At 53.3% G+C, this 18,824-nt stretch carries 20 protein-coding genes; 6 read left to right on the top strand and 14 right to left on the bottom strand.

Annotated features, from left to right (window positions below; all coding sequences use genetic code 11):
• Positions 1-100: 100 nt before the first annotated feature.
• From JET16_RS21175 to JET16_RS21165, 3 genes are all read right to left on the bottom strand, one after another.
• The gene (locus JET16_RS21175) at positions 101-1,126 is read right to left on the bottom strand and encodes a Gfo/Idh/MocA family protein (protein ID WP_199620123.1); all 1,026 of its coding nucleotides are present in this window, start codon (positions 1,124-1,126) and stop codon (positions 101-103) included.
• Between the two features lie 92 nt (positions 1,127-1,218).
• On the bottom strand, positions 1,219-1,770 hold the full coding sequence (gene lepB / locus JET16_RS21170; RefSeq protein ID WP_325176750.1) for a signal peptidase I: 552 nt from the start codon (positions 1,768-1,770) through the stop codon (positions 1,219-1,221).
• A complete protein-coding gene (locus JET16_RS21165; protein ID WP_199620118.1) occupies positions 1,770-2,294 on the bottom strand; it encodes a YfiT family bacillithiol transferase in 525 nt (174 codons plus the stop codon). Before JET16_RS21165 ends, lepB begins: the two co-directional genes overlap by 1 nt.
• A gap of 161 nt (positions 2,295-2,455) precedes the next feature.
• Between JET16_RS21165 and JET16_RS21160 the strand changes: the two genes are divergently transcribed.
• Positions 2,456-2,674, top strand: a complete 219-nt coding sequence (locus JET16_RS21160; protein WP_199620115.1) for a hypothetical protein — start codon at positions 2,456-2,458, stop codon at positions 2,672-2,674.
• Positions 2,675-2,893: 219 nt separating this feature from the next.
• Here JET16_RS21160 and JET16_RS21155 read toward each other — a convergent pair whose 3' ends face one another.
• From JET16_RS21155 to JET16_RS21125, 7 genes are all read right to left on the bottom strand, one after another.
• Positions 2,894-3,646: a LamB/YcsF family protein gene (locus tag JET16_RS21155; RefSeq protein ID WP_199620112.1), complete on the bottom strand. Its 753-nt coding sequence runs from the start codon at positions 3,644-3,646 to the stop codon at positions 2,894-2,896.
• Complete coding sequence (locus JET16_RS21150; RefSeq protein WP_199620109.1) at positions 3,643-4,686, bottom strand: 5-oxoprolinase subunit C family protein; 1,044 nt, start codon at positions 4,684-4,686, stop codon at positions 3,643-3,645. The genes JET16_RS21155 and JET16_RS21150 overlap by 4 nt, the downstream gene beginning before the upstream one ends.
• Positions 4,683-5,411: a 5-oxoprolinase subunit PxpB gene (pxpB, locus tag JET16_RS21145; RefSeq protein WP_325176749.1), complete on the bottom strand. Its 729-nt coding sequence runs from the start codon at positions 5,409-5,411 to the stop codon at positions 4,683-4,685. The genes JET16_RS21150 and pxpB overlap by 4 nt, the downstream gene beginning before the upstream one ends.
• A gap of 282 nt (positions 5,412-5,693) precedes the next feature.
• Positions 5,694-6,794: a glycosyltransferase family 2 protein gene (locus tag JET16_RS21140; protein WP_233532003.1), complete on the bottom strand. Its 1,101-nt coding sequence runs from the start codon at positions 6,792-6,794 to the stop codon at positions 5,694-5,696.
• A gap of 19 nt (positions 6,795-6,813) precedes the next feature.
• Entirely contained in the window at positions 6,814-7,272 is a 459-nt protein-coding gene (locus JET16_RS21135) for a hypothetical protein (RefSeq protein ID WP_199620106.1), read from the bottom strand.
• A 26-nt stretch (positions 7,273-7,298) separates the two neighbouring features.
• Positions 7,299-8,081: a hypothetical protein gene (locus JET16_RS21130; protein ID WP_199620105.1), complete on the bottom strand. Its 783-nt coding sequence runs from the start codon at positions 8,079-8,081 to the stop codon at positions 7,299-7,301.
• Positions 8,082-8,214: 133 nt separating this feature from the next.
• The gene (locus tag JET16_RS21125; protein WP_199620104.1) at positions 8,215-10,464 is read right to left on the bottom strand and encodes a bifunctional 2',3'-cyclic-nucleotide 2'-phosphodiesterase/3'-nucleotidase; all 2,250 of its coding nucleotides are present in this window, start codon (positions 10,462-10,464) and stop codon (positions 8,215-8,217) included.
• A gap of 193 nt (positions 10,465-10,657) precedes the next feature.
• On the opposite strand from JET16_RS21125, the gene JET16_RS21120 reads away from it, so the two are divergent.
• From JET16_RS21120 to JET16_RS21100, 5 genes are all read left to right on the top strand, one after another.
• A complete protein-coding gene (locus JET16_RS21120; protein WP_233532002.1) occupies positions 10,658-11,581 on the top strand; it encodes a selenium metabolism-associated LysR family transcriptional regulator in 924 nt (307 codons plus the stop codon).
• 105 nt (positions 11,582-11,686) lie between these two features.
• Positions 11,687-12,604, top strand: a complete 918-nt coding sequence (phnD, locus tag JET16_RS21115) for a phosphate/phosphite/phosphonate ABC transporter substrate-binding protein (protein ID WP_199620102.1) — start codon at positions 11,687-11,689, stop codon at positions 12,602-12,604.
• 21 nt (positions 12,605-12,625) lie between these two features.
• A complete protein-coding gene (gene phnE, locus JET16_RS21110) occupies positions 12,626-13,384 on the top strand; it encodes a phosphonate ABC transporter, permease protein PhnE (protein WP_199620100.1) in 759 nt (252 codons plus the stop codon).
• A 13-nt stretch (positions 13,385-13,397) separates the two neighbouring features.
• On the top strand, positions 13,398-14,135 hold the full coding sequence (phnC, locus tag JET16_RS21105; RefSeq protein WP_325176748.1) for a phosphonate ABC transporter ATP-binding protein: 738 nt from the start codon (positions 13,398-13,400) through the stop codon (positions 14,133-14,135).
• A 78-nt stretch (positions 14,136-14,213) separates the two neighbouring features.
• Complete coding sequence (locus tag JET16_RS21100; protein WP_199620094.1) at positions 14,214-14,384, top strand: hypothetical protein; 171 nt, start codon at positions 14,214-14,216, stop codon at positions 14,382-14,384.
• A 60-nt stretch (positions 14,385-14,444) separates the two neighbouring features.
• Here JET16_RS21100 and JET16_RS21095 read toward each other — a convergent pair whose 3' ends face one another.
• From JET16_RS21095 to JET16_RS21080, 4 genes are all read right to left on the bottom strand, one after another.
• Complete coding sequence (locus JET16_RS21095) at positions 14,445-15,269, bottom strand: AraC family transcriptional regulator (RefSeq protein ID WP_233532001.1); 825 nt, start codon at positions 15,267-15,269, stop codon at positions 14,445-14,447.
• Positions 15,270-15,645: 376 nt separating this feature from the next.
• On the bottom strand, positions 15,646-16,719 hold the full coding sequence (locus JET16_RS21090; RefSeq protein ID WP_199620091.1) for a Gfo/Idh/MocA family protein: 1,074 nt from the start codon (positions 16,717-16,719) through the stop codon (positions 15,646-15,648).
• 19 nt (positions 16,720-16,738) lie between these two features.
• The gene (locus tag JET16_RS21085; RefSeq protein ID WP_199620088.1) at positions 16,739-17,908 is read right to left on the bottom strand and encodes a Gfo/Idh/MocA family protein; all 1,170 of its coding nucleotides are present in this window, start codon (positions 17,906-17,908) and stop codon (positions 16,739-16,741) included.
• 12 nt (positions 17,909-17,920) lie between these two features.
• Positions 17,921-18,763: a sugar phosphate isomerase/epimerase family protein gene (locus JET16_RS21080; protein ID WP_199620085.1), complete on the bottom strand. Its 843-nt coding sequence runs from the start codon at positions 18,761-18,763 to the stop codon at positions 17,921-17,923.
• Positions 18,764-18,824 lie beyond the last annotated feature (61 nt).

Below are 18,824 nucleotides of genomic sequence, written 5' to 3'. Positions count from 1 at the left end.
CAATATAGCTTATATGATGCACGAAAAACACGATTTCGTCAAAATTGCCGAAAAAAAACTTCCTCATTCGGCTGTTCCGAACGAGGAAGTTTTACTCATGCTACGCCTTGACTTTAACAATCGTATTGCGGTCCTGCGATTCCATGGCGGCGAGGATAACCGCGAGCGACTTCGCTCCCTCTTCGCCTGAGACGGACGGAGGCGTCTTCGTCAAAATCGACTCGACGAAAGCGTCAATCACGCCGCTGGACAGCTGCTTTTCGTTCGTGGAGATGCCGCCCACTTGATATTTTTCCACAGTTCCGTTGCGAAGCTCAACGATCACTTGGTCTTCCGGATGAGTTCCGATTTTCATAACCCCGTTCTCGCACCATAGAACCGTGCTGTTGTCTTCGCCGCGGTAATATGTCCAAGAAGCGACTAAAGAACCGATGGCGCCGCTCTTCATGCGAAGAATGCAGTTGGCGTTGTCGTCAACGTCGGTGTCTTCCTTGTGGAGCGTGCCGACGAATGCGCCCACTTCAACTGCCTCGTCATCCAGAAGCCAGCGGATCAAGTCGGCTTTGTGAACGCCCAAGTCGCCCATCGCGCCCACGAAGGCTTTATTTTTCTGGAAGAACCAGCCGCCTTTGCCTTCGATGCTCCATCCTTCCGGTCCCGGGTGTCCGAAGGAGGTGCGGAACGTAAGTACTTTGCCCATTTTGCCGGATTTCAATATTTCCTTCGCTTTGACATGCGGAGGCATGTAGCGCTGGTTGTGTCCGATCATCAAATATACGCCGTTCTTTTTCGCCGCTTCAATCATCGCTTGAGCTTCATCGGCCGAGACGGCCATCGGCTTTTCGCAAAGCACGTGAGCGCCGGCGTCGGCAGCATCAATCGAGATCGGCGCGTGGAGAGCGTTCGGCGTGCAGACGCTCACGGCGTCCGGCTTTTCCGCCTTCAGCATTTCATTGTGATCGGTATATGCTTTACCGCCATATTTTGCGACCAGCTTCTCCGCACGCTCCTGAACCGGATCGACGAACGCGACGATCTCGACATTCGGATTCGAGGCATACTCCGGCGCATGCCGGTGGATGGTGATGGATCCGCAGCCGATGACGGCAACTTTCAACTTGGACATTCTGATAAGTCCCCTTTCGTGAAATATCGTATATTACTATAGCATGTTTTGCCGGGACAAGCATATGCCTGCGCCGAAACTCAATCGCATATTTAATATGAAAAAATAACCTTCCCCACCACGTTGCCGAGCGGAATGCTGCCGATCACGCGGCTATCGGTACTGTTGTTCCGGTTGTCGCCCATCACGAACACATGTCCTACGGGAACGGTTACGGTTTCCGCCGGAGATTTGATCGGCTCGGAAACATAAGGTTCTTTGAGCGGCTCTCCGTTCCGGTAAACGACTCCATCCCGAAACTCCAGCGTATCTCCGGGTTTGCCGATCACTCTTTTGACCCAAAGATACTCCGACTCCGCTCCTCTGAGCTTCGCCACGAGAGGATGCTCAAACACCGGGTCAAGCCATGACCGCTGTTTTCCGATGCGGCTGTCGATAATGACGATATCGCCGTATTCGTATGAGGACTGCATTTTAAACGCAAAGGTCGAGTCCGAATTGTGCAGTGTCGGGAGCATCGATTCCCCTTTCACTTGAAACGCCTGCAGCACATATGCGTTGATTACGACCGCTGCGGACACCGCTACGATCCCCGTTTTCGTCCAATCCCATAATGCCGGGCCGAAGCCTCTTTTCTTCTCCACTACGACCATCCCATTCGCTGTTTCAAGTTTTCGACATGCGCCAAGTGATGCGCGCCGTGCCAAGCGTATAAACCGATTGCTTGATCGATGCGGGTTGCACCCGATTCCGGATGCAAGAACGTTCGCTGAAGCTGAGCCGGAGTTAGAGATCGCAGGAAGACAACCCATCGTTCGGTCAGAGCGTCTAACAATTGCAACGATATTTCCGGAGGAAGCGACGAATCCTCCAACTCGGCCCAAACTTCCTCCCGATATGGTTTAATGGTCGGCCGGTCTTCCGTAACAGCCAGCTTAAACCGGACGTAACTGTTCATATGGCTGTCGGCCACATGGTGCAAGACTTGTCGCACGGTCCACCCTTCGGGACGGTACGGAGTGTCCAAATGCTCGCCGGTCATATTCCGCACGCTGTCGCGCAGTTTTCCGGGCAAACGCTCTATTTCGTCAATCCAATTGGAGATTTGCTCTTCGCTTGCCGAGCCTTCCCAACGAAATTTTCCTATCGGATATCGCAATTGATCCATGCTTTCTCTCCTTTCATTCGCATCAATTATGTATTCGAAGACGAACTTTGAAAATCCTGCCTGGAACCGATTGTTGTAATTTATTTGAAAAAACCCTTCACAATCGAACGAATGTTTGGTATATTGTATACAAACAAATGTTCTGATAGGTGGTGCTGCATATGGCAAACACGTTGAGAAATTATCGTTTTATGGAACGAGGATTCGATTATACGTTCCGGTTTTATCCGAACGGGACAGTGACGATTATCGACAATGACACGAATGCAACGATTAAGCCTAGCCAATTGACCGGCGCGCCCCTTCGTTTCTACGCTTTAAAGAAAATACAATTCATCAAGAACAAGCTGCAAGAAACCAATACATCCGCTGCTGGCTGAGTCCGAAGGATACCTTAAATGCCGAAGAACGGCACGTGAGTTCATCCGGACCGTTCTTCGGCCGGCTTATAACATAAGAATTTAAAAGTTTTCAGATGAAAAAAAGTAAATTCTTATGTTGCAAGAAAAACTTCCGCTAAATGACGTACTCGCTTAAGCCGTCCGCCGCATTCCGTACAATAGGCAGCATCCATATCGTTTATACGTAAAGGCAACCGATTAGGTTGCCTTTAGCCCGGCAGCAACGAACGCCCGGTGTATCGCCTCTGCCGTTGCCGCCGCATGAGAGCTGTCGCCGTGGATGCATATGGAGTCCGCTTGCAGCGGAATTCGATCTCCGCTAACGGTGATTACGCATCTGTCCTTCGCAATGAGAAGCGCTTGTTTCGCCGCATCTTGCGGGTCGGCGATGACCGCATGTGCCGACGATCGCGGCGTTAACTTTCCTGCGCTCTCATAGGTCCGGTCGGCAAACGCCTCATGTACCGCCTTCAACCCGAAACGGTCCGCGCAAGCGGCTAATTTTCCATGCGCAATGCCGTACACGGCTATGCCGTCATCGTATGCGGCCGCGGCTCGAACGATCGCTTCCGCTATGCCGGGGTTGTTTTCCGCCATATGGTACAACGCTCCGTGGGGTTTTATATGCCGCAAGGAACCGCCTTCTGCCCGAATGAAGGCGTCCAGCGCTCCAACTTGGTAAAGTACGATTTCATATGCTTCATCGGACGAAATCGACATTGCCCGGCGGCCGAATCCGGCCAAATCCTGCAAACCCGGGTGCGCGCCGATCGCAACGCCTTTCGCCAGGCAAGCTCTCACGGCGCGGCGCATCGTCGAAGGGTCGCCTGCATGGAAACCGCACGCCACGTTCGCCGAGGTCACCCAGTCCAACAGCCGCTCATCGTCGGCCATACGGTACACACCGAAGCTTTCGCCAAGATCGCAGTTTATATCTATCGAAACTTTCAAATATACCCCCTCCTCGCTTCTTTGTCTTTCAACAAGGCTAATCCCGAACGGAGAAGCTCCAAATTTCGTTCTCGGCCTATCAACAAGGCTTCAGCTTCTTGTGCATCGATCAACCGAAATCTTATACGCTCACCCGGGCGCATTTGGGCGATCGCGGGAAGGTCGACGGACGCGGCCTGTGCGATCCGCGGATAACCTCCTGTCGTTTGACGGTCGGCCATCAACACGATCGGTTGTCCGTCAGGAGGTACTTGCACGGTGCCCATCATCACCGCTTCCGAAAGCATATCCCTCCCCGGCAATGTTTGCAGCGACGGTCCCGACAATCGAGCGCCCATGCGGTCGGACTGAGCCAACATGACGAACGTTTCTCCGAGGAACCGGCTCTTGCTTGCATCATCGAACCGATCCCACTCACACCCGGGCATCACGCGCACCTCGGTAACTTCATCCTCGAGCTTGTTCATGACGGGCGTTCGCCATTCAACGCCAAGAAACCATGCCGCGGCGCTGAAACAACCGTTGCCGGTCCGATTCCCCGTCTCCGGGCAACGTTGTTCATTCCTTTGCCTGCACACACACGTTTCCAGCCGGTCTCCTGACTTAAGAACTCTTCCTTCTAAGCCTCCGAAACGGTTTGGCACAGCCGTTGAACGGCTCCCAAGCACCTCCGGCACCGATATTCCGCCGCGTAACGCTACTACGGTCCGGTATCCTTCCACCGCCGTCCCGAACCGTATAGTACTCCCCATCGGAATCGTTACCGGCCGCCACATCGGTAGAGGAAGCCCGTTGACAGTCGCATTCATATCGGCGCCGCACACCGCCATAACGACCTCTTCCTCAACGGACATGACGGCCCCGGACAATGTCATTTCCAGTGCCGCGGCATCTTCCGGATTTCCTGCAAGCATGTTGGCCAACCGCAGCGATAATTCATCCATCGCCCCCCCGACGGACACACCGTATTGCTGCCAACCTTTCCTTCCGCGATCCTGCACCGTTGTGAACAGCCCGGGCTTTATAATTTTCAATGTCATAAGGAACCCCCATCTTCCATCTCCGAGTGGGTTGTTTCCTTGAATCGTATCGCATCTCCCGCTGTCAACAAACTCGGGGGTACAAGCTCCGGTTGAAACAGCGGCATGGAAGTGCGGCCGATCAGCCGCCATCCGCCTGGTGAAGCGAAAGGATAGATGCCCGTCTGACTTCCTGCGATCCCTACACTCCCGGCGGGAACACGCTTCCTTGGCGTTGCAAGACGAGGCGCCGAAATTCGCTCCGCCATCCCTCCGAGATACGGAAATCCTGGCATGAAACCGATCATATAAACCGTATACGATCCGGACGTATGGATCTTAATAACGTCCTCCGGTGAAAGTTTGTTATGTTCGGCAACGAACGGCAAATCCGGACCGCACTTGGAGCAGTAACAGACGGGGATATCAACCGCGGTTCCGGCCATGCCGCCTCCGTTCGTATCAGCGGCGGCTTCAACAAGCGACACCCGCTCCGTTAACCATGAACGGACTTGCGCTTGAGCGCCGTCTGCTAACCGGCCGGTCTTAACAATGGCGACCGGATCATAATATACTGCCACGGATACATAAGACGGCACCGCTTCTTGAAACCCGGGAAACGGATTTTCCTCCAAACTGCGCGTCAATTCAACCACCCGGCGGTGCGTAACGAGATCGATACCGTCGCCGAATTTGACAATGAGCGCGCATTCCCCTAATGGAACGATCCTCGTACCTTCTCCCACAAAAACCCCCGCCCCTTCATTTCATCTTCTCCGGACGCCAGAGGGCAGCTTCCAACGGAATGCGCGAGGCGTTAGCCCGCTTCCCAACCATTGTAAAACAATGCAGGCGTAGCTGCTATTTAAACGATATATAATTTATAAGTTTTCTGCCACAACAAGCGGCGCAGCACGTTCCACATAGACGAAATATTTTTGTTCCGACGATCGGCCGAACAAACAGCGCGGCCGCCAGAAGGCAAGCCGCGCCAAAGAAGATCACCAACAACGGGATGTTCCATTGTCTCATTGATAAAGCGCTCCCGAATCATTCGAATCACCGGTCTCATTCTTTTCCATCCGCTCGTCGAAACTTCCTGCCGCGGCTCTGCTGGAAAGCGGCATACGCCAATCGCGGGCTATCTTCGCACTGTTATCGTCCTTTAATACTTGCTCCACGATATAAAGGGGTCTATGCTTGACTTCTTTATATATCTTTCCGATATATTCGCCTACCAACCCGAGGCATATTAACTGTACCCCGCCGATAAACCAAAGAGATACCATGAGCGACGTCCATCCGGTTACGGCCCTTCCGGTCCACTTCGCGTATAATGCGTATATGCCCGCCGCGACGCTGATAACAAACAGCGTACATCCCGCGAGCGTAACAAGCCGGATCGGAATGACGCTAAACGACGTAATTCCGTTCCAGGCGAACGAGAGCATCTTCCGGAACGGATACTTCGACTGCCCGGCTTGCCTCTCCTTCCTCTTGTAAACCACTTGTGCGGAACGGAAACCGAGCAGCGGAACGAGCCCTCGCAAAAACAAATTCACTTCGCGAAATTCCGCCAGCTGCAGCAGCGCGCGGCGGCTCATCAAACGATAGTCCGCATGATTGAACACGATTCGTACGCCGAATCGAGCCATCAAACGATAAAACGTCACCGCCGTTGTCCGTTTGAACCATGAATCTTTCTCGCGTTCGCTGCGGACGCCGTAAACAATGTCGTTCCCTTCCAGAAATCGCCGCACCATCTCGCTCATCAATTCGATATCGTCCTGCAAATCGGCATCGATCGAGATCACGCAATCCGCCCATTCGGCCGCCGACGTCAGTCCCGCCAACAAAGCGTTCTGATGACCGGCGTTGCGGGCAAGCTTCATACCGCAAATCCGTCCGTCCATAGCCCGGTACTGCTCGATAATGGGCCAAGTGCTGTCTTGGCTTCCGTCATCAACGAACAAGAGGAAACTGTGGGATGAAATAAGACCGTCTCCGCTCATTTCATCCAGCTTCCGAATCAATTGGCGAATCGATTCCGGCAGCGCATCTTCTTCGTTATAACATGGAACGACAACCGCCAAAACCGGCGGAATATCGCAGTAAGCGTTATTTTGCAATGTTGTCACCCTAACTTTGTCAGCTTCTTTTATCCGATATGACCGCAACCCCGAATGCGCGATTTTTCCACAATATATCCGCAATCATTTCCGCCATGTCATAACTGCATCGCACCAGGACGAACATTTCCGACATTCGTTTGCGTTTGTAGCTTTTCTTACGTTTACGGTGCAGCAGAAGCTCGATAATCAAGCCTACGGTAAATCCGCCGGCGGCTCCGATCAATCCCCAGTAAATCGGTCCCCATAGCAGTTTAAAACCGATGGCCGCGGTAATTACCGAGCACGCTGCAGCCGCTGCCATTCCGATGTCCAGATAGGATGATCCGTCCGACCGGTGAATCGTATCGAACATAGCCCGACGCACGGGACGCAGTTCCAGAGGCACCGCCAAAATGTTGTCGCGCCCTACTCCCCTGCTTTCCAACTCCGCCAAAGCCAGCTCCAAGTGTATAGAAAAATCGAATGAAGCTACCACATGCACGTTCGCCTATCCCTCATCTTTCATCTCGCGCCTGTTGCCGGAACGACATCAAGGTTTGCGTATCGTTGAGTCAAATATTTTGTCATTTCCTTGTCGAATAGTTTGTTGCATTGTATCGTGTTTGCGTAAGAGTCGTATATCGTAAAAAAATAGATGGAGGGGAGAAACATGAGCCATTCCCAATCGGCTGTACGATGCATTTGCACCCAATCAGCCATTAAAGAATAATGAATGACAAGCAAAAAATTCGATTTATAGACGGTCAAGATCCATATTGCGAGTGAGAAAAAGCCGTTCACGATTCGATGTGTGTATAAGTGTCCCATGCCCGGCATCAGCACCGACCAAACAAAAGCAACCCACGGTTTCCGCTTGTCCAAATAATTGATTTCAAGCGTACTGATGTTATAGTTGCTGATCGGTGCATCCTCATAATTGGCCAGCCGGGTGAAATTGTTTAAATCTACAGTCGTACGGTAACTGTCATATATAGCGAAAATGTATACGGGAGCATACAGCGCCAACCAGCGAATTTCGAGCACTTCTTTGGCCATCTCGAATTCACCGTTAAAAGAATACATCATGGCCAAGTTGAGTTTGGATTGCGTATTGATTACCATTTCCCAAATAAACAAAAGGAATCCTCTCAAATATTTTTGAAGCAAAATATGCCCCGCGCCCGGGAAAGCGGCGGACCACCATGCCGTTATCCACGGATTCCGATAATGCAATTGGGTCGTGCCGAAAGGACTGAGATGCGCTAATTTGCGTCTATAGTTCGTATTATCCTGCGTATGTATCACATAACCGCCCCCGCTTTGTCCCGATCCCTCGGAAAACGTAATGGTATTTTCTTCAATATTTTTCAATATAATTCATTTTCGCACAACAAAAAACCGCGCAGATCGGAATCTGCACGGTTTCGCATTCTCGATATTAGTTGCTTGCCGGAATGGAAATTTTTTGGTTCGGGAAGATCAAATGCGGATTTTTCAATTTGTTGTACTTCGCAAGCTCCCGCCATTTCAGGCCGAATTTTGCCGCAATCTCCGACAATGTGTCGCCGCGCTTCACGATGTATACCGTCTCCGTCTTCTCAGCCGGTTCGGAAGGCTTCTCCGGTGCTGCGGGCGCCGCAGGTTGCGCAGGTGTTGCAGGTGTTGCAGGTTGCGCAGGTGTTGCAGGTTGCGCAGGTGTTGCCGGCTGCGCAGGCTCGGCACCAGGAGACAAGTCGACCGCAAATTTCGCGTACCCGTCCGACTCCAAGCCGATGAACGACAACGTATCGATGTCTTCCGCGAACGATTTCGCGTCCGGAGACGTCTTGTAAACTACATTCGTCTTGCCCGGGATGGAAGCGAGCTTCCAGTTGCCGTCCGCGGTCGGGTTGATCGTCTTGTTTTCTCTAATATAATCGATCACCGCTTGCCGGTTTTCATCAGGCGACTTAATAATGATCCGCTCTCCGTCCGGATTCGCTCTTACGGAAGATGACGCGCGATAATTGTTTGTGGCGACCACGAACTTCTGTTTTTCATCGATCGGTTTCCCGTTGTATTGCAAATTTACGATCCTGTGGGATTCCGGATTGAGAACCGTCTTGCCGCTCGCATCGTACCGCGGCGGTTTAGTGACGTCGATCTCATACGTAATGCCGTCGATTACGTCAAAATTGTACGTTGGGAAATCGTTGTTTACGAGCTGCTGTTCTTCGGTGGACTTCGGGTCGATCGTGTTGAACTGGCCGGCCGACCATTCGAGCCACTCCCGAACTTCCGCGCCTGTCAACCAAACCGCGTGCAGCGTATTCGAATACAAGTACAAGTCCGCAACGTTCTTGATTGCGATCGGACCGGACGCAATATTCGTATAATATGTCGGGCCTTGGCGTCCACCCGCTTTGAACGGCGCTCCTGCCGAAAGAAGCGGAAGATTTTCGTACTCCGTGCCTTGCAGAGCCTTTTTCACATACCAAGTTTGCGCATCCGTCACGATTTGAATCGACGGATCGTCTTGTACGAGCGCGAAGAAGCTATTGATCGGCGCCGTCGTTTCTCCGACCGGACCGCGAACATACTCGATCGTTGCTTCATGTTCATGCTTCACGGCTTCAAGCACTTCGTGATCGGCGTCCACCAATGCCGTTTTCGTGTCTTTATCGTAAACGGCTCTCACTTCGACTTTCGAATTGATCACTTTCCATTTGCCGTCCGCTTGCTGCAGTTCAAGATCGATAATGCCGAGGTTGTTCCCCCAAAATCCCGGTTCAACGGAAGGCACTCCGTTGATCGTGCCTTTCTCCAAGTCGACGCCCGGCTTTCCTTCAAACGACTTGTCCGGAAACACTTTATGCGCATGACCGAACAATATGGCATCGATTCCGGGCACTTTGCTCAAGTAGAGAACGGAGTTTTCCATCAATTCGGTTTGCGGGATGTCCTCGAAACCGGAGTGCGGAATCGCAACGACGATGTCCGCGCCTTCTTCTTTCATCTTCGGGACGAGCGCCTGAGCCGTCTTCACGATATCCTTCGCGATGACTTTGCCTTCGAGATGCGTCTTGTCCCACTGCATGATTTGCGGAGGAACGAAACCGATGACGCCGACTTTGATCGTATGTTCTTGGCCGCTCTCATCGACGACCTTTTTATCCAATATTAGATATTGTTTGAAGTATGGCTTATCGTTAGTTTCGTCATTGTCGCGGTCGTCGTGGAATACGTTGGCGCTCACATACGGGAATTCGGATCCTTTCAACGAGTTCTCCAAGAAATCCAAACCGAAGTTGAACTCGTGGTTGCCGATATTCCCCGCATCGTAATCGAACAGGTTCATCGCTTTATAAACCGGGTGCGTCTCGCCGTCTTCCAGCGGATCCACCTTCGCGACATAATCGCCGAGCGGATTGCCTTGGATTAAATCGCCGTTGTCGAAGAGCAGGCTGTTCTTCGCTTCTTCGCGCGCCTTGCGGATGAGCGTGGCCGTCTTGGCGAAACCGTATTCGTCGGTCGGCTTGTCCGCAAAATAATCATAGTTCACCATGTTCACGTGCAGGTCGGTCGTCTCCATAATCCGAAGTTTAACGACACTGTCGTTGTCAGCCGCGACCGCCCACATCGGCGCAACCAATGTGCCCAACGCAACGGTTGCCGCCAACATACTCTTTTTCCACGCATGTTTACGCATGAAGAAGTACTCCTCCTATGTATGAGAAAGATAATAATAACCGTAAACTATCTTACCAAAAATAACCGGCTAATAGTTTTACGCGTCATATATGTTACCATAAATTAAGAGAAACAGGTTGCGGTTTACAAAAAAATAATTAGCCGATGCGGCCTTTGCGCTTTATAGGAAATAATTCCGGCGAAATGCTACAATGAAACAAACCATTAAATTAGCTGAACCGGGTGTGGCGCCTTCTATGAATTTGAAACGACTTCAATCCTTCGCTCGCATTGTGGAGACGAGAAGCTTCTCGGACGCAGCCGAGTCGCTGCAGTTGACGCAATCGGCCATCAGTAAACAAATAAAAGCGCTGGAAGATGAATTGGGCGTGCCGCTGTTGACCCGGAACACTTCCTCCGTAGAACCGACGGCGATTGGCCGGCGCGTGTATGATATAGCGAAAGGGATCGCCGGCGATTGGGAGCGGATCATTCACGAGTGCAGGGCGGCTGCGGCGTCCACGCGCGGAAAGCTCCGAATCGGCGCATCGACGGTTCCCGCATCGTATTTGCTTCCTCCCATGGTGAAGCGGCTCCGCGAACGGCATCCGCAATTGGAGCTTACCGTCATGGAAGGCGATTCGGAAAAAATCGTGAACTGCGTTAAGGAAGGCACCGTCGACGTCGCCTTTGTCGGCTCCGTCCACCCTTCGCCGCAGCTGCGGTGGGAACGAATCGTTGACGACCGCCTCGTTATTGTCGGAGCGGCCGACTATCCGGACCGGCGCGAAGACCCGCTCCGGGAGCTGCTTCTTCAACCTTTCGTCATTCGCGAAGAAGGTTCGGGGACGCGTCAAGCGTTCGAAGAAGCGATTCGTAAATTAGGATTGTCACCGGACCGTATTTCCGTCGCCGCGGAAGTTTCAACGACCGAATCGGCGCTCGCGCTCGCTCAAGCCGGCGTCGGCGTCACCGCGGTTTCCAAATGGGCTTTATCCGGTCCCAGAGAGCTGCTGTCTCTTGCAGAAATCAAGACGGACCGCGGTTTTTACGCGGCATATCCGATATCCCGCGATATCGACCCGTTGATCCGGCTATTTCTGCATACGGCACAGGAAATATATAGCGAGCAGTAAGAGCCCTTCGCACCTTTACAAGGCCGGAGGGCTTTTGCTACATTTAGGTATGATTTGTTTTCATAACCCTTATGAATATACGGAAAGCAGAGGACGGACTTCATCATGAACACATTATTCGGGATATGGCGCCGCAGCCGGAGCCGAAGCGCCGCGTTATCGGTCTCCTTGGTCTGTGCCATACTTTTATCCGGCTGTACAGGGGGAACCGGCGGCGGCGCGACGGCGGAACAACCGTTTCGCATAGCTGTCATTCCGGTCCAAACGGAGGGACAATTGGGCGAAGCGATCGATACATTGCAGGGAATCGTTGCGGAGGCGCTTGGAAAAGAAGTATTGATAGAAGATTACCCCGATTACAACGGCGTTGTGGAAGCGATGAATTACGGCCAGGTGGATATGGCGTTCTTCGGACCGCTGACGTATGTCATTGCGCATCACAAGAGCGGAGCGGAAGCGATTATCGTCCAGCTAGTAAAGGACAAGCCGTATTACTATTCCTATATCATCGCCCATAAAGACAACCCGTCGGAATCGCTCGACGATTTGCTGAAGCGGACCGGCGACGTCTCGTTTGCATTCGGGGACCCGAATTCCACATCGGGTTCGCTGGTGCCGGGCCGTGAATTAAAAAACAGGGGCGTGTATACGTCCGCAACGGAATATGCGATGAAGGACGTTCGGTTTACGGGCTCTCACGATATTACCGCGCTTTCGGTCCAAAATAAAGAAGTCGACGCCGGGGCGATCGACAGCGCCATATACGAGAATCTGGTCGAACAAGGCACGGTGGACGGCCAACAAATCAAGATCCTTTGGCAATCCGAACCGTTGTTCCAATACCCTTGGGCGGTCAAGAAAGGCACTGATGCGCCGACGATCGCGAAGCTGCAGGAAACGTTCGTCGGCATCCAAGACGAAACGATCTTGAAAGGATTCGGCATCTCCGGCTTTGCCAAGACGAGCGACGCGGATTACGAATCGATCCGTGCTGCCGCCGAAGCGGAAGGCCGGCTGGAGTAACGGTCGAACGGAGGAACGTTCATGCTTTGGTTCACGAAGAGAAACTTGATCTTTCTAAGCATTGTCGCAGCCGCTGCGGCTGTCAGCTGGACCGGAATCGGAATCGATCTCGCGAAGCTGGCCCGCGCGGCTAATTTTGTCGACTTCGTGCGCAACGACTGGCTCCCTCCCGACTGGAGCGTGCTCCGCCAAGCGTTGACGGAATCGGCGGCGACATTGGAAATCGCCTTCCTGTCTACAGCAATCGCGTTATGTATAGCGATGCCTGTATGCTTCCTCGCGGCCGCCAACATTTCGCCACGTTCCGTTACCGGACCGGTCCGCGCTTTCCTCAGCTTTCTTCGCGCGATTCCGGAAGTCGTGCTGGGACTGTTATTCCTGGTCGTCGTCGGACCGGGACCGTTCGCCGCGGTATTAGCCATCTTGGTTCACAATGTAGGCGTGTTGGGAAAGCTGCTGGCGGAGTTGGCGGAGGCGGCGGATCCGATCCCCCAAGAAGCGCTGAAGGCCTCGGGCGCTTCCAGAAGCGCAGTCGCATTGTACGCCGTACTGCCGCAAATTTTACCGAACGTTGTGTCGCAATATTTTTACCGGTTCGAGGCCGCCATACGAACCTCGCTCATTCTAGGCGTCATCGGCGCGGGCGGGGTAGGTCAATTGCTGTTCATTCACTTTAAAATCTTTAAATACAATCAAGTGACCGTCGACGTTCTTGTTATTATGGTTCTCGTCATTGCGGCGGATGCCGCAAGCGCCTGGATTCGGCGCCGCATCATATAAGGGGGGCGGGCAAGTGACGCTGTTGTTGGATCAGTTGAAAGTAACATACGGCGCAGCCGGAATTCCGGCGTTGGACGGCGTTTCCGCGGCTTTCCGGCCCGGGGAGATGATCGGCATTCTCGGACGAAGCGGTGCGGGGAAGTCAACCCTTGTCCGCTGCATTAACGGGCTGGTGCGCCCCTCCGGCGGCACAATCGTGTGGAACGGGACGGATTTGTTAAAGCTGCCGCCCCCGGAGCTGCGGGTGATCCGAACCCGAATCGGGATGGTGTTTCAATCGTTCGGACTCGTTCCGCGGACTACGGTGTTGACCAACGTGTTGCTGGGGATGCTCGGATCGCGGCCGGCATGGAAAAACGCCGTCGGTTATTTCAGCCGGGAAGAGCGGCTGAAAGCGGAGGAAGCGCTCCGGTCCGTCGGCTTGCAAGAATACTTCGCGCAGCGGGTGGAACGGCTGAGCGGCGGACAGCAGCAGCGTGTGGCCATCGCCCGCATGCTGGTGCAGGAGCCGTCGATGCTGCTCGGCGACGAGCCGGTTGCGAGCCTTGACCCGGTGACCGCGCGCGGCATCATGGATGTCATTGCGCGAATACGGCGGGAACGGGAATGCTTGACCATCGTCAATTTGCACGATGTCAAGCTGGCCCGCGAGTATTGCGACCGCATCTTAGGCTTGCGGGAAGGCCGAATCGTCTTCGACGGCCGTCCGGAGGACGTGGATGCGAGCGTGCAGCGAATGATTTATGTGTGACCGGGCTTATGTGCATGAAATTCTTTCCTCTGAACAACATAGCTTATGAGACGACGACATTTTAACCGGAAAGGAACGATGTTGAAATTGAACCGCAAAGAGAAGGAGAGGCGCGATAACGGCGAACCGAACATCGCCCCGGGCATGCAAAACGATGAATTGGAGAGAGCCGCAACGGAAGAAGAACGGCGCGAGGGAGAAACGACGGAAGTAACGAAGCTGTATCTCGACCGCACGCCTGAGGATTAAGGCGGACGGACGGAACACTGGAAAAGGGTTGCCGCACAATAGAGCGGCAACCCTTCGTATTTATCGCGCGACTTGTTTGCGGTATTCCTCCGGCGGGCATCCGACCGTTCTTTTGAACACCCGGCTGAAATGAGGAAGATGCTTAAACCCGACGCGGTAGCACACTTCCGATACGGACACTTTGTTTTCGAGCATGAACAACACTTTCGCTTCATTGATCCTGCGGTTGTATAAATAAGTGAATATCGTGTTTCCGGTCAATTCCTTAAACACTTTCGCCAAATAATGCTTGCTGACATGCAGCTCCCGCTCCAAATCGTCCATCGTCAAATCGTCCCCGTAATGGTTCTCCATGTACCTGATCGCATTTTGCACGTGTCGCTCCCTGTCCGTCTGAGGCATCGCCGCTTCACGAAGCGGTTGCTTGCACCGGTTGCTAACGATATAGAGAAGGTCCGTAAATCTGAGCAAAAATCGTTCATAGTGGTACTCGTCACCGACCTGATAACATCGGTTCATGTCGGCAAGAAGCGAATCGACCTCTTCTTTCCCGGGACCTTCCAGTCGAATCCGGTGATTGCTCAATTCTTCGAAAGGCTTCAACAGCTGCAGCGAATACGTGCGGTTCATATACTCTTTCACAAAACCGGATTCGAAATGGATAATACTCCGGACATACGGCCAGCGGGGGTCGGGATTCGGACAGTGCAGCGTCATTCCGTGCATGAGTATGAGATCTCCCGGCTGGAGCACATACATATCCGCACCGATCACGTAATTGCATCTTCCCTCATGAAAGTAATAAATTTCGTACCTCGGATGAGAATGAAAATACGCGTTCATCGGCCGGGCGTCTTTATAATTGAATTCCACAGGTCTGTCCAAAAAGGTCCCCTCCTCACCGCCGCGTGCAGTGCACTCTACTATTATATAACACGTTGGAGTTCGCAATAAGGTTCAAAATGAGACTTTCGTTTTTAGACGCTGCAAGCGAAGAAGTTTCGGTTACACGCAAGGGGCAATACCTCATAAACTCGTATCGCCAAGGCAATGCAGCCTATCATGCCCACCCCTCCATGTGAGCCTTTGGAGTAAATCCCCTCCACTCTCAGTAACTGAATAACAAGATGATTTTCTGATTATCTGGATCCCTCACCCCATGATAGGGTCAAAAATGAACCCTATTGTTGACAATAGGGTTCATTTTTAACCTTATCGCATCCCAATCTTTGTTGGATGATGGAAGGATCAGCATCAGCTGCTACTCCACTTTCACCGCCTGAAGTTGGGCTCTCACGCACAGCTCGCCCGCTTTGAACGCGTGCTCTTGCGTCATCGCGTTCTCCGTCCCGTTCAGACAATCGAGAATGAGCTCCCCGAAGAAAGGAAATCCGACCTCTCCTCGCGGCGCAAGATGGCGTTCTCCTTCCCCGTTCACCAAGTACAGATGATCGCCGCGCGGATCCCGTGCAATATCGATATATTTGCGCAGCTCGATGTAGCCTTCTGTCCCGAGGATGACGGTGCGCCCGTCGCCCCATGTGCCGAGTCCGGAGGGGGTCAGCCAGTCGACGCGGAAATAGTTCGTCGCACCGTTGTCGCCTATGAGTGTGGCATCGCCGAAATCTTCCAATTCCGGGTAGTCTTTGTTGTGATAGTTCGCCACCTTGCTGGATTCGACTTTCGCGTCTTTGCACCCTGCAAAAAACAAAAACTGCTCGATCTGATGGCTCCCGATATCACATAAGATGCCGCCGTAACGCTCTTTGAGGAAAAACCAGTCCGGGCGGGACGGCGCGTTCAACCGGTGCGGACCGGTTCCGAGCACATGCACTACCCGCCCGATCGCTCCGTCTTGGATCAATTGCCCGGCAAACACCGCGCATTCCACATGGAGACGTTCGCTGTAATACACCATGTACTTGTAACCGGTTTGCGCCGCTTTCGAGCGGGCCGCCTCCACTTGCTCCAGCGAAGTGAAGGGCGTTTTGTCGGTGAAGTAATGCTTGCCGTGGTCCATTACCCGAAGCCCGAGCGCGCACCGCTCCGAAGGAACGTCCGCCCCGGCCACGAGCCGCACCTCCGGATCTTGCAATATTTCCTGTTCGGAACGCGCTATTTTTACTTCCGGATACTTCGCCGCAAACTGTTCCGCCTTGGCCGGATCCGGGTCCCATACCCACTTGAGCGTGCCGCCCGCTTCCCTCAGCCCGTTGCACATCCCGTAAATATGGCCGTGCTCGAGCGCCGTCGCGGCAAACACGAATTCGCCGGGCTTGACCACCGGCTTCGGTTTGCCTTGAGGCGCGTAGTTCATTCCGTCGTTGTTCCCCATCGCCGCTCCTCCGCTTCCCTTACGAATTGTATGTCCCGCTAAGATCGACTACTTTGCCTTCCGCAACTTCTTTCTTGTATACGGAATTCCGGATGCGCTCCTGCAGCTGCTCATAGAATAAGTCTTCGTCAATCGGCAAATTCACCCAGCTGTCGGTCCACGTCGACAAATACATCGCATTGGACAGCGTCAACCCATTGATGCCTTCTTCACCCGGAGCGATCAGCGGCGTGCCGTTGCGGATGGCGTCCGCGAAGTTTTGCGTAATTCCGATATGATCGGCGTTTCCGCCTTCGACCGGTATTTCGCATTTCCAACACTCCGGAGACCCGAATACGCCGGCGAACGTGCGGTTAAACTCGGGCTCCGGCACCCGGAGCCGCCAGAACGTCATTTTGCCGTCTTCAATGACGATCTTGCCCCGGTCTCCCGTCACCTCGAACCGATTCGTTCCTGGAGCTTCGCCCGTCGTCGTTACGAATACGCCGGTAGCTCCATTCGCATACTCCACATATGCGGTGACATCGTCTTCGACTTCAATGTCGCGGTATTTGCCGAAATGGCAAAACGCCCTCACGCGCTCCGGCATCATGCCGATCGTCCACTGCCACAAATCCAGCTGGTGCGGGTCCTGATTAATAAGCACGCCACCGCCTTCCCCGGCCCATGTCGCACGCCAGCCGCCTGAGTTATAGTAGCTTTGCGAGCGGTACCAATTCGTAATGATCCAGTTCGTCCGCCTCACTTCACCCAATTCGCCGGACGTGATCAAGTCCCGTAATTTCCGGTAGAGGGGATTTGTGCGCTGGTTGTACATAATAGAAAACACTTTCCCACTCGCGGCCGCCGCTTCGTTCATTAGCCGCACCTGTTTCGTATATACGCCCGCCGGTTTCTCGATCAACACATGCAGCCCATGCTTGAACGCTTCAATTGCGCAATCAGGGTGGTCGTAATGCGGTGTCGCCACAATGACCGCATCCACCAATCCGGAGGCGAACATCTCTTCCGCGGAGCTGAAGAAGGCAACTTCTTCCCCAAGCTTCGTCTTCACCCAATCCGCCTTCTTCGGATCCATGTCGCTGACCGCCGTTAACCGTGCACCTTTAACCTTGCCTTCCCATAAATACTTCGAGTGTCCCGTTCCCATATTGCCCATACCGACTACGCCGACCCGAACCGCATCCATACGTTTCGCCTCCTAATCTTCTTCCGCCAATCCGCGGAACCAGCTTGCATATTCGCGGAGCATCGCGCGGCTGTCATAAAATCCGCTAAAATCTTCTACTCCGTACCAACCTGCATACCCCACCGATTTCAAATCCGCCAGCACTTGCTTCCAATTCACCGCTCCTTCGGTGAACGGCATCCACCTGCACTGCCATTCCCCGTTTTCGCTGCGGAACCAGCCGGCATTTTTCACATGCACGTGCGCCAAGTAATCTCCGAGCAATTCCATGCCCATGCGGTAGTTTTCATACCCCTCGTGCACCATGTTACCGGGATCGTACAGAACGCCTATATGCTCCGGATCGAACCGGGAAACGAGATTGTAAGCCAGTGATGCACTCGGGGCTATCGTGACGTGATGCGTTTCTACCAATCCTTTTATCCCGTATTGTTTCGATAGCTCCTGCACTTCGTGAAAATATCGGATCCCGATTTCGAACAATTCGTTATAGTTTTCGCTGCGATCGTACCTGGGCACGCCGATGCGGATCGATTTCGCCCCTAACGCCTTTGCGTGCTTCATTGCCCGTTCGGTACCTTCGACGTCCCCCGCCTTCAAGTACGGAGTCAGCGCCGCGGTCGTCATGCCGGCACGTTCGACTTCTACATTCAACTGCTGCAATTGTTCTATCCCGGTTCCCGGATCGATCGTGCACAAGTTGTTGCGCCAAAACGTCGGCGCTTCACCCTTTACATTGTCCGGAACGGTCGTGTACCGCCACTCGATTCCTTCAAGGCCGGCTTCCTTCGCTGCCCCGATCAACTCAACCGGGGTTAAATCCGGTGTCGCCACCGTAAACACGGACAACTTCATTGCATCCTCTCCTCGTCAAAAGGTTCCCATATCCAAGTTACCATATCCGATTCATCAGCGC

Origin of the sequence: Paenibacillus alkalitolerans, assembly GCF_016482785.1 — a bacterium.
GTDB lineage: Bacteria > Bacillota > Bacilli > Paenibacillales > YIM-B00363 > Paenibacillus_AE > Paenibacillus_AE alkalitolerans.
The sequence above is the reverse complement of the archived record's forward strand: the minus strand, read 5'-3'. Positions and strand labels throughout refer to the sequence as shown.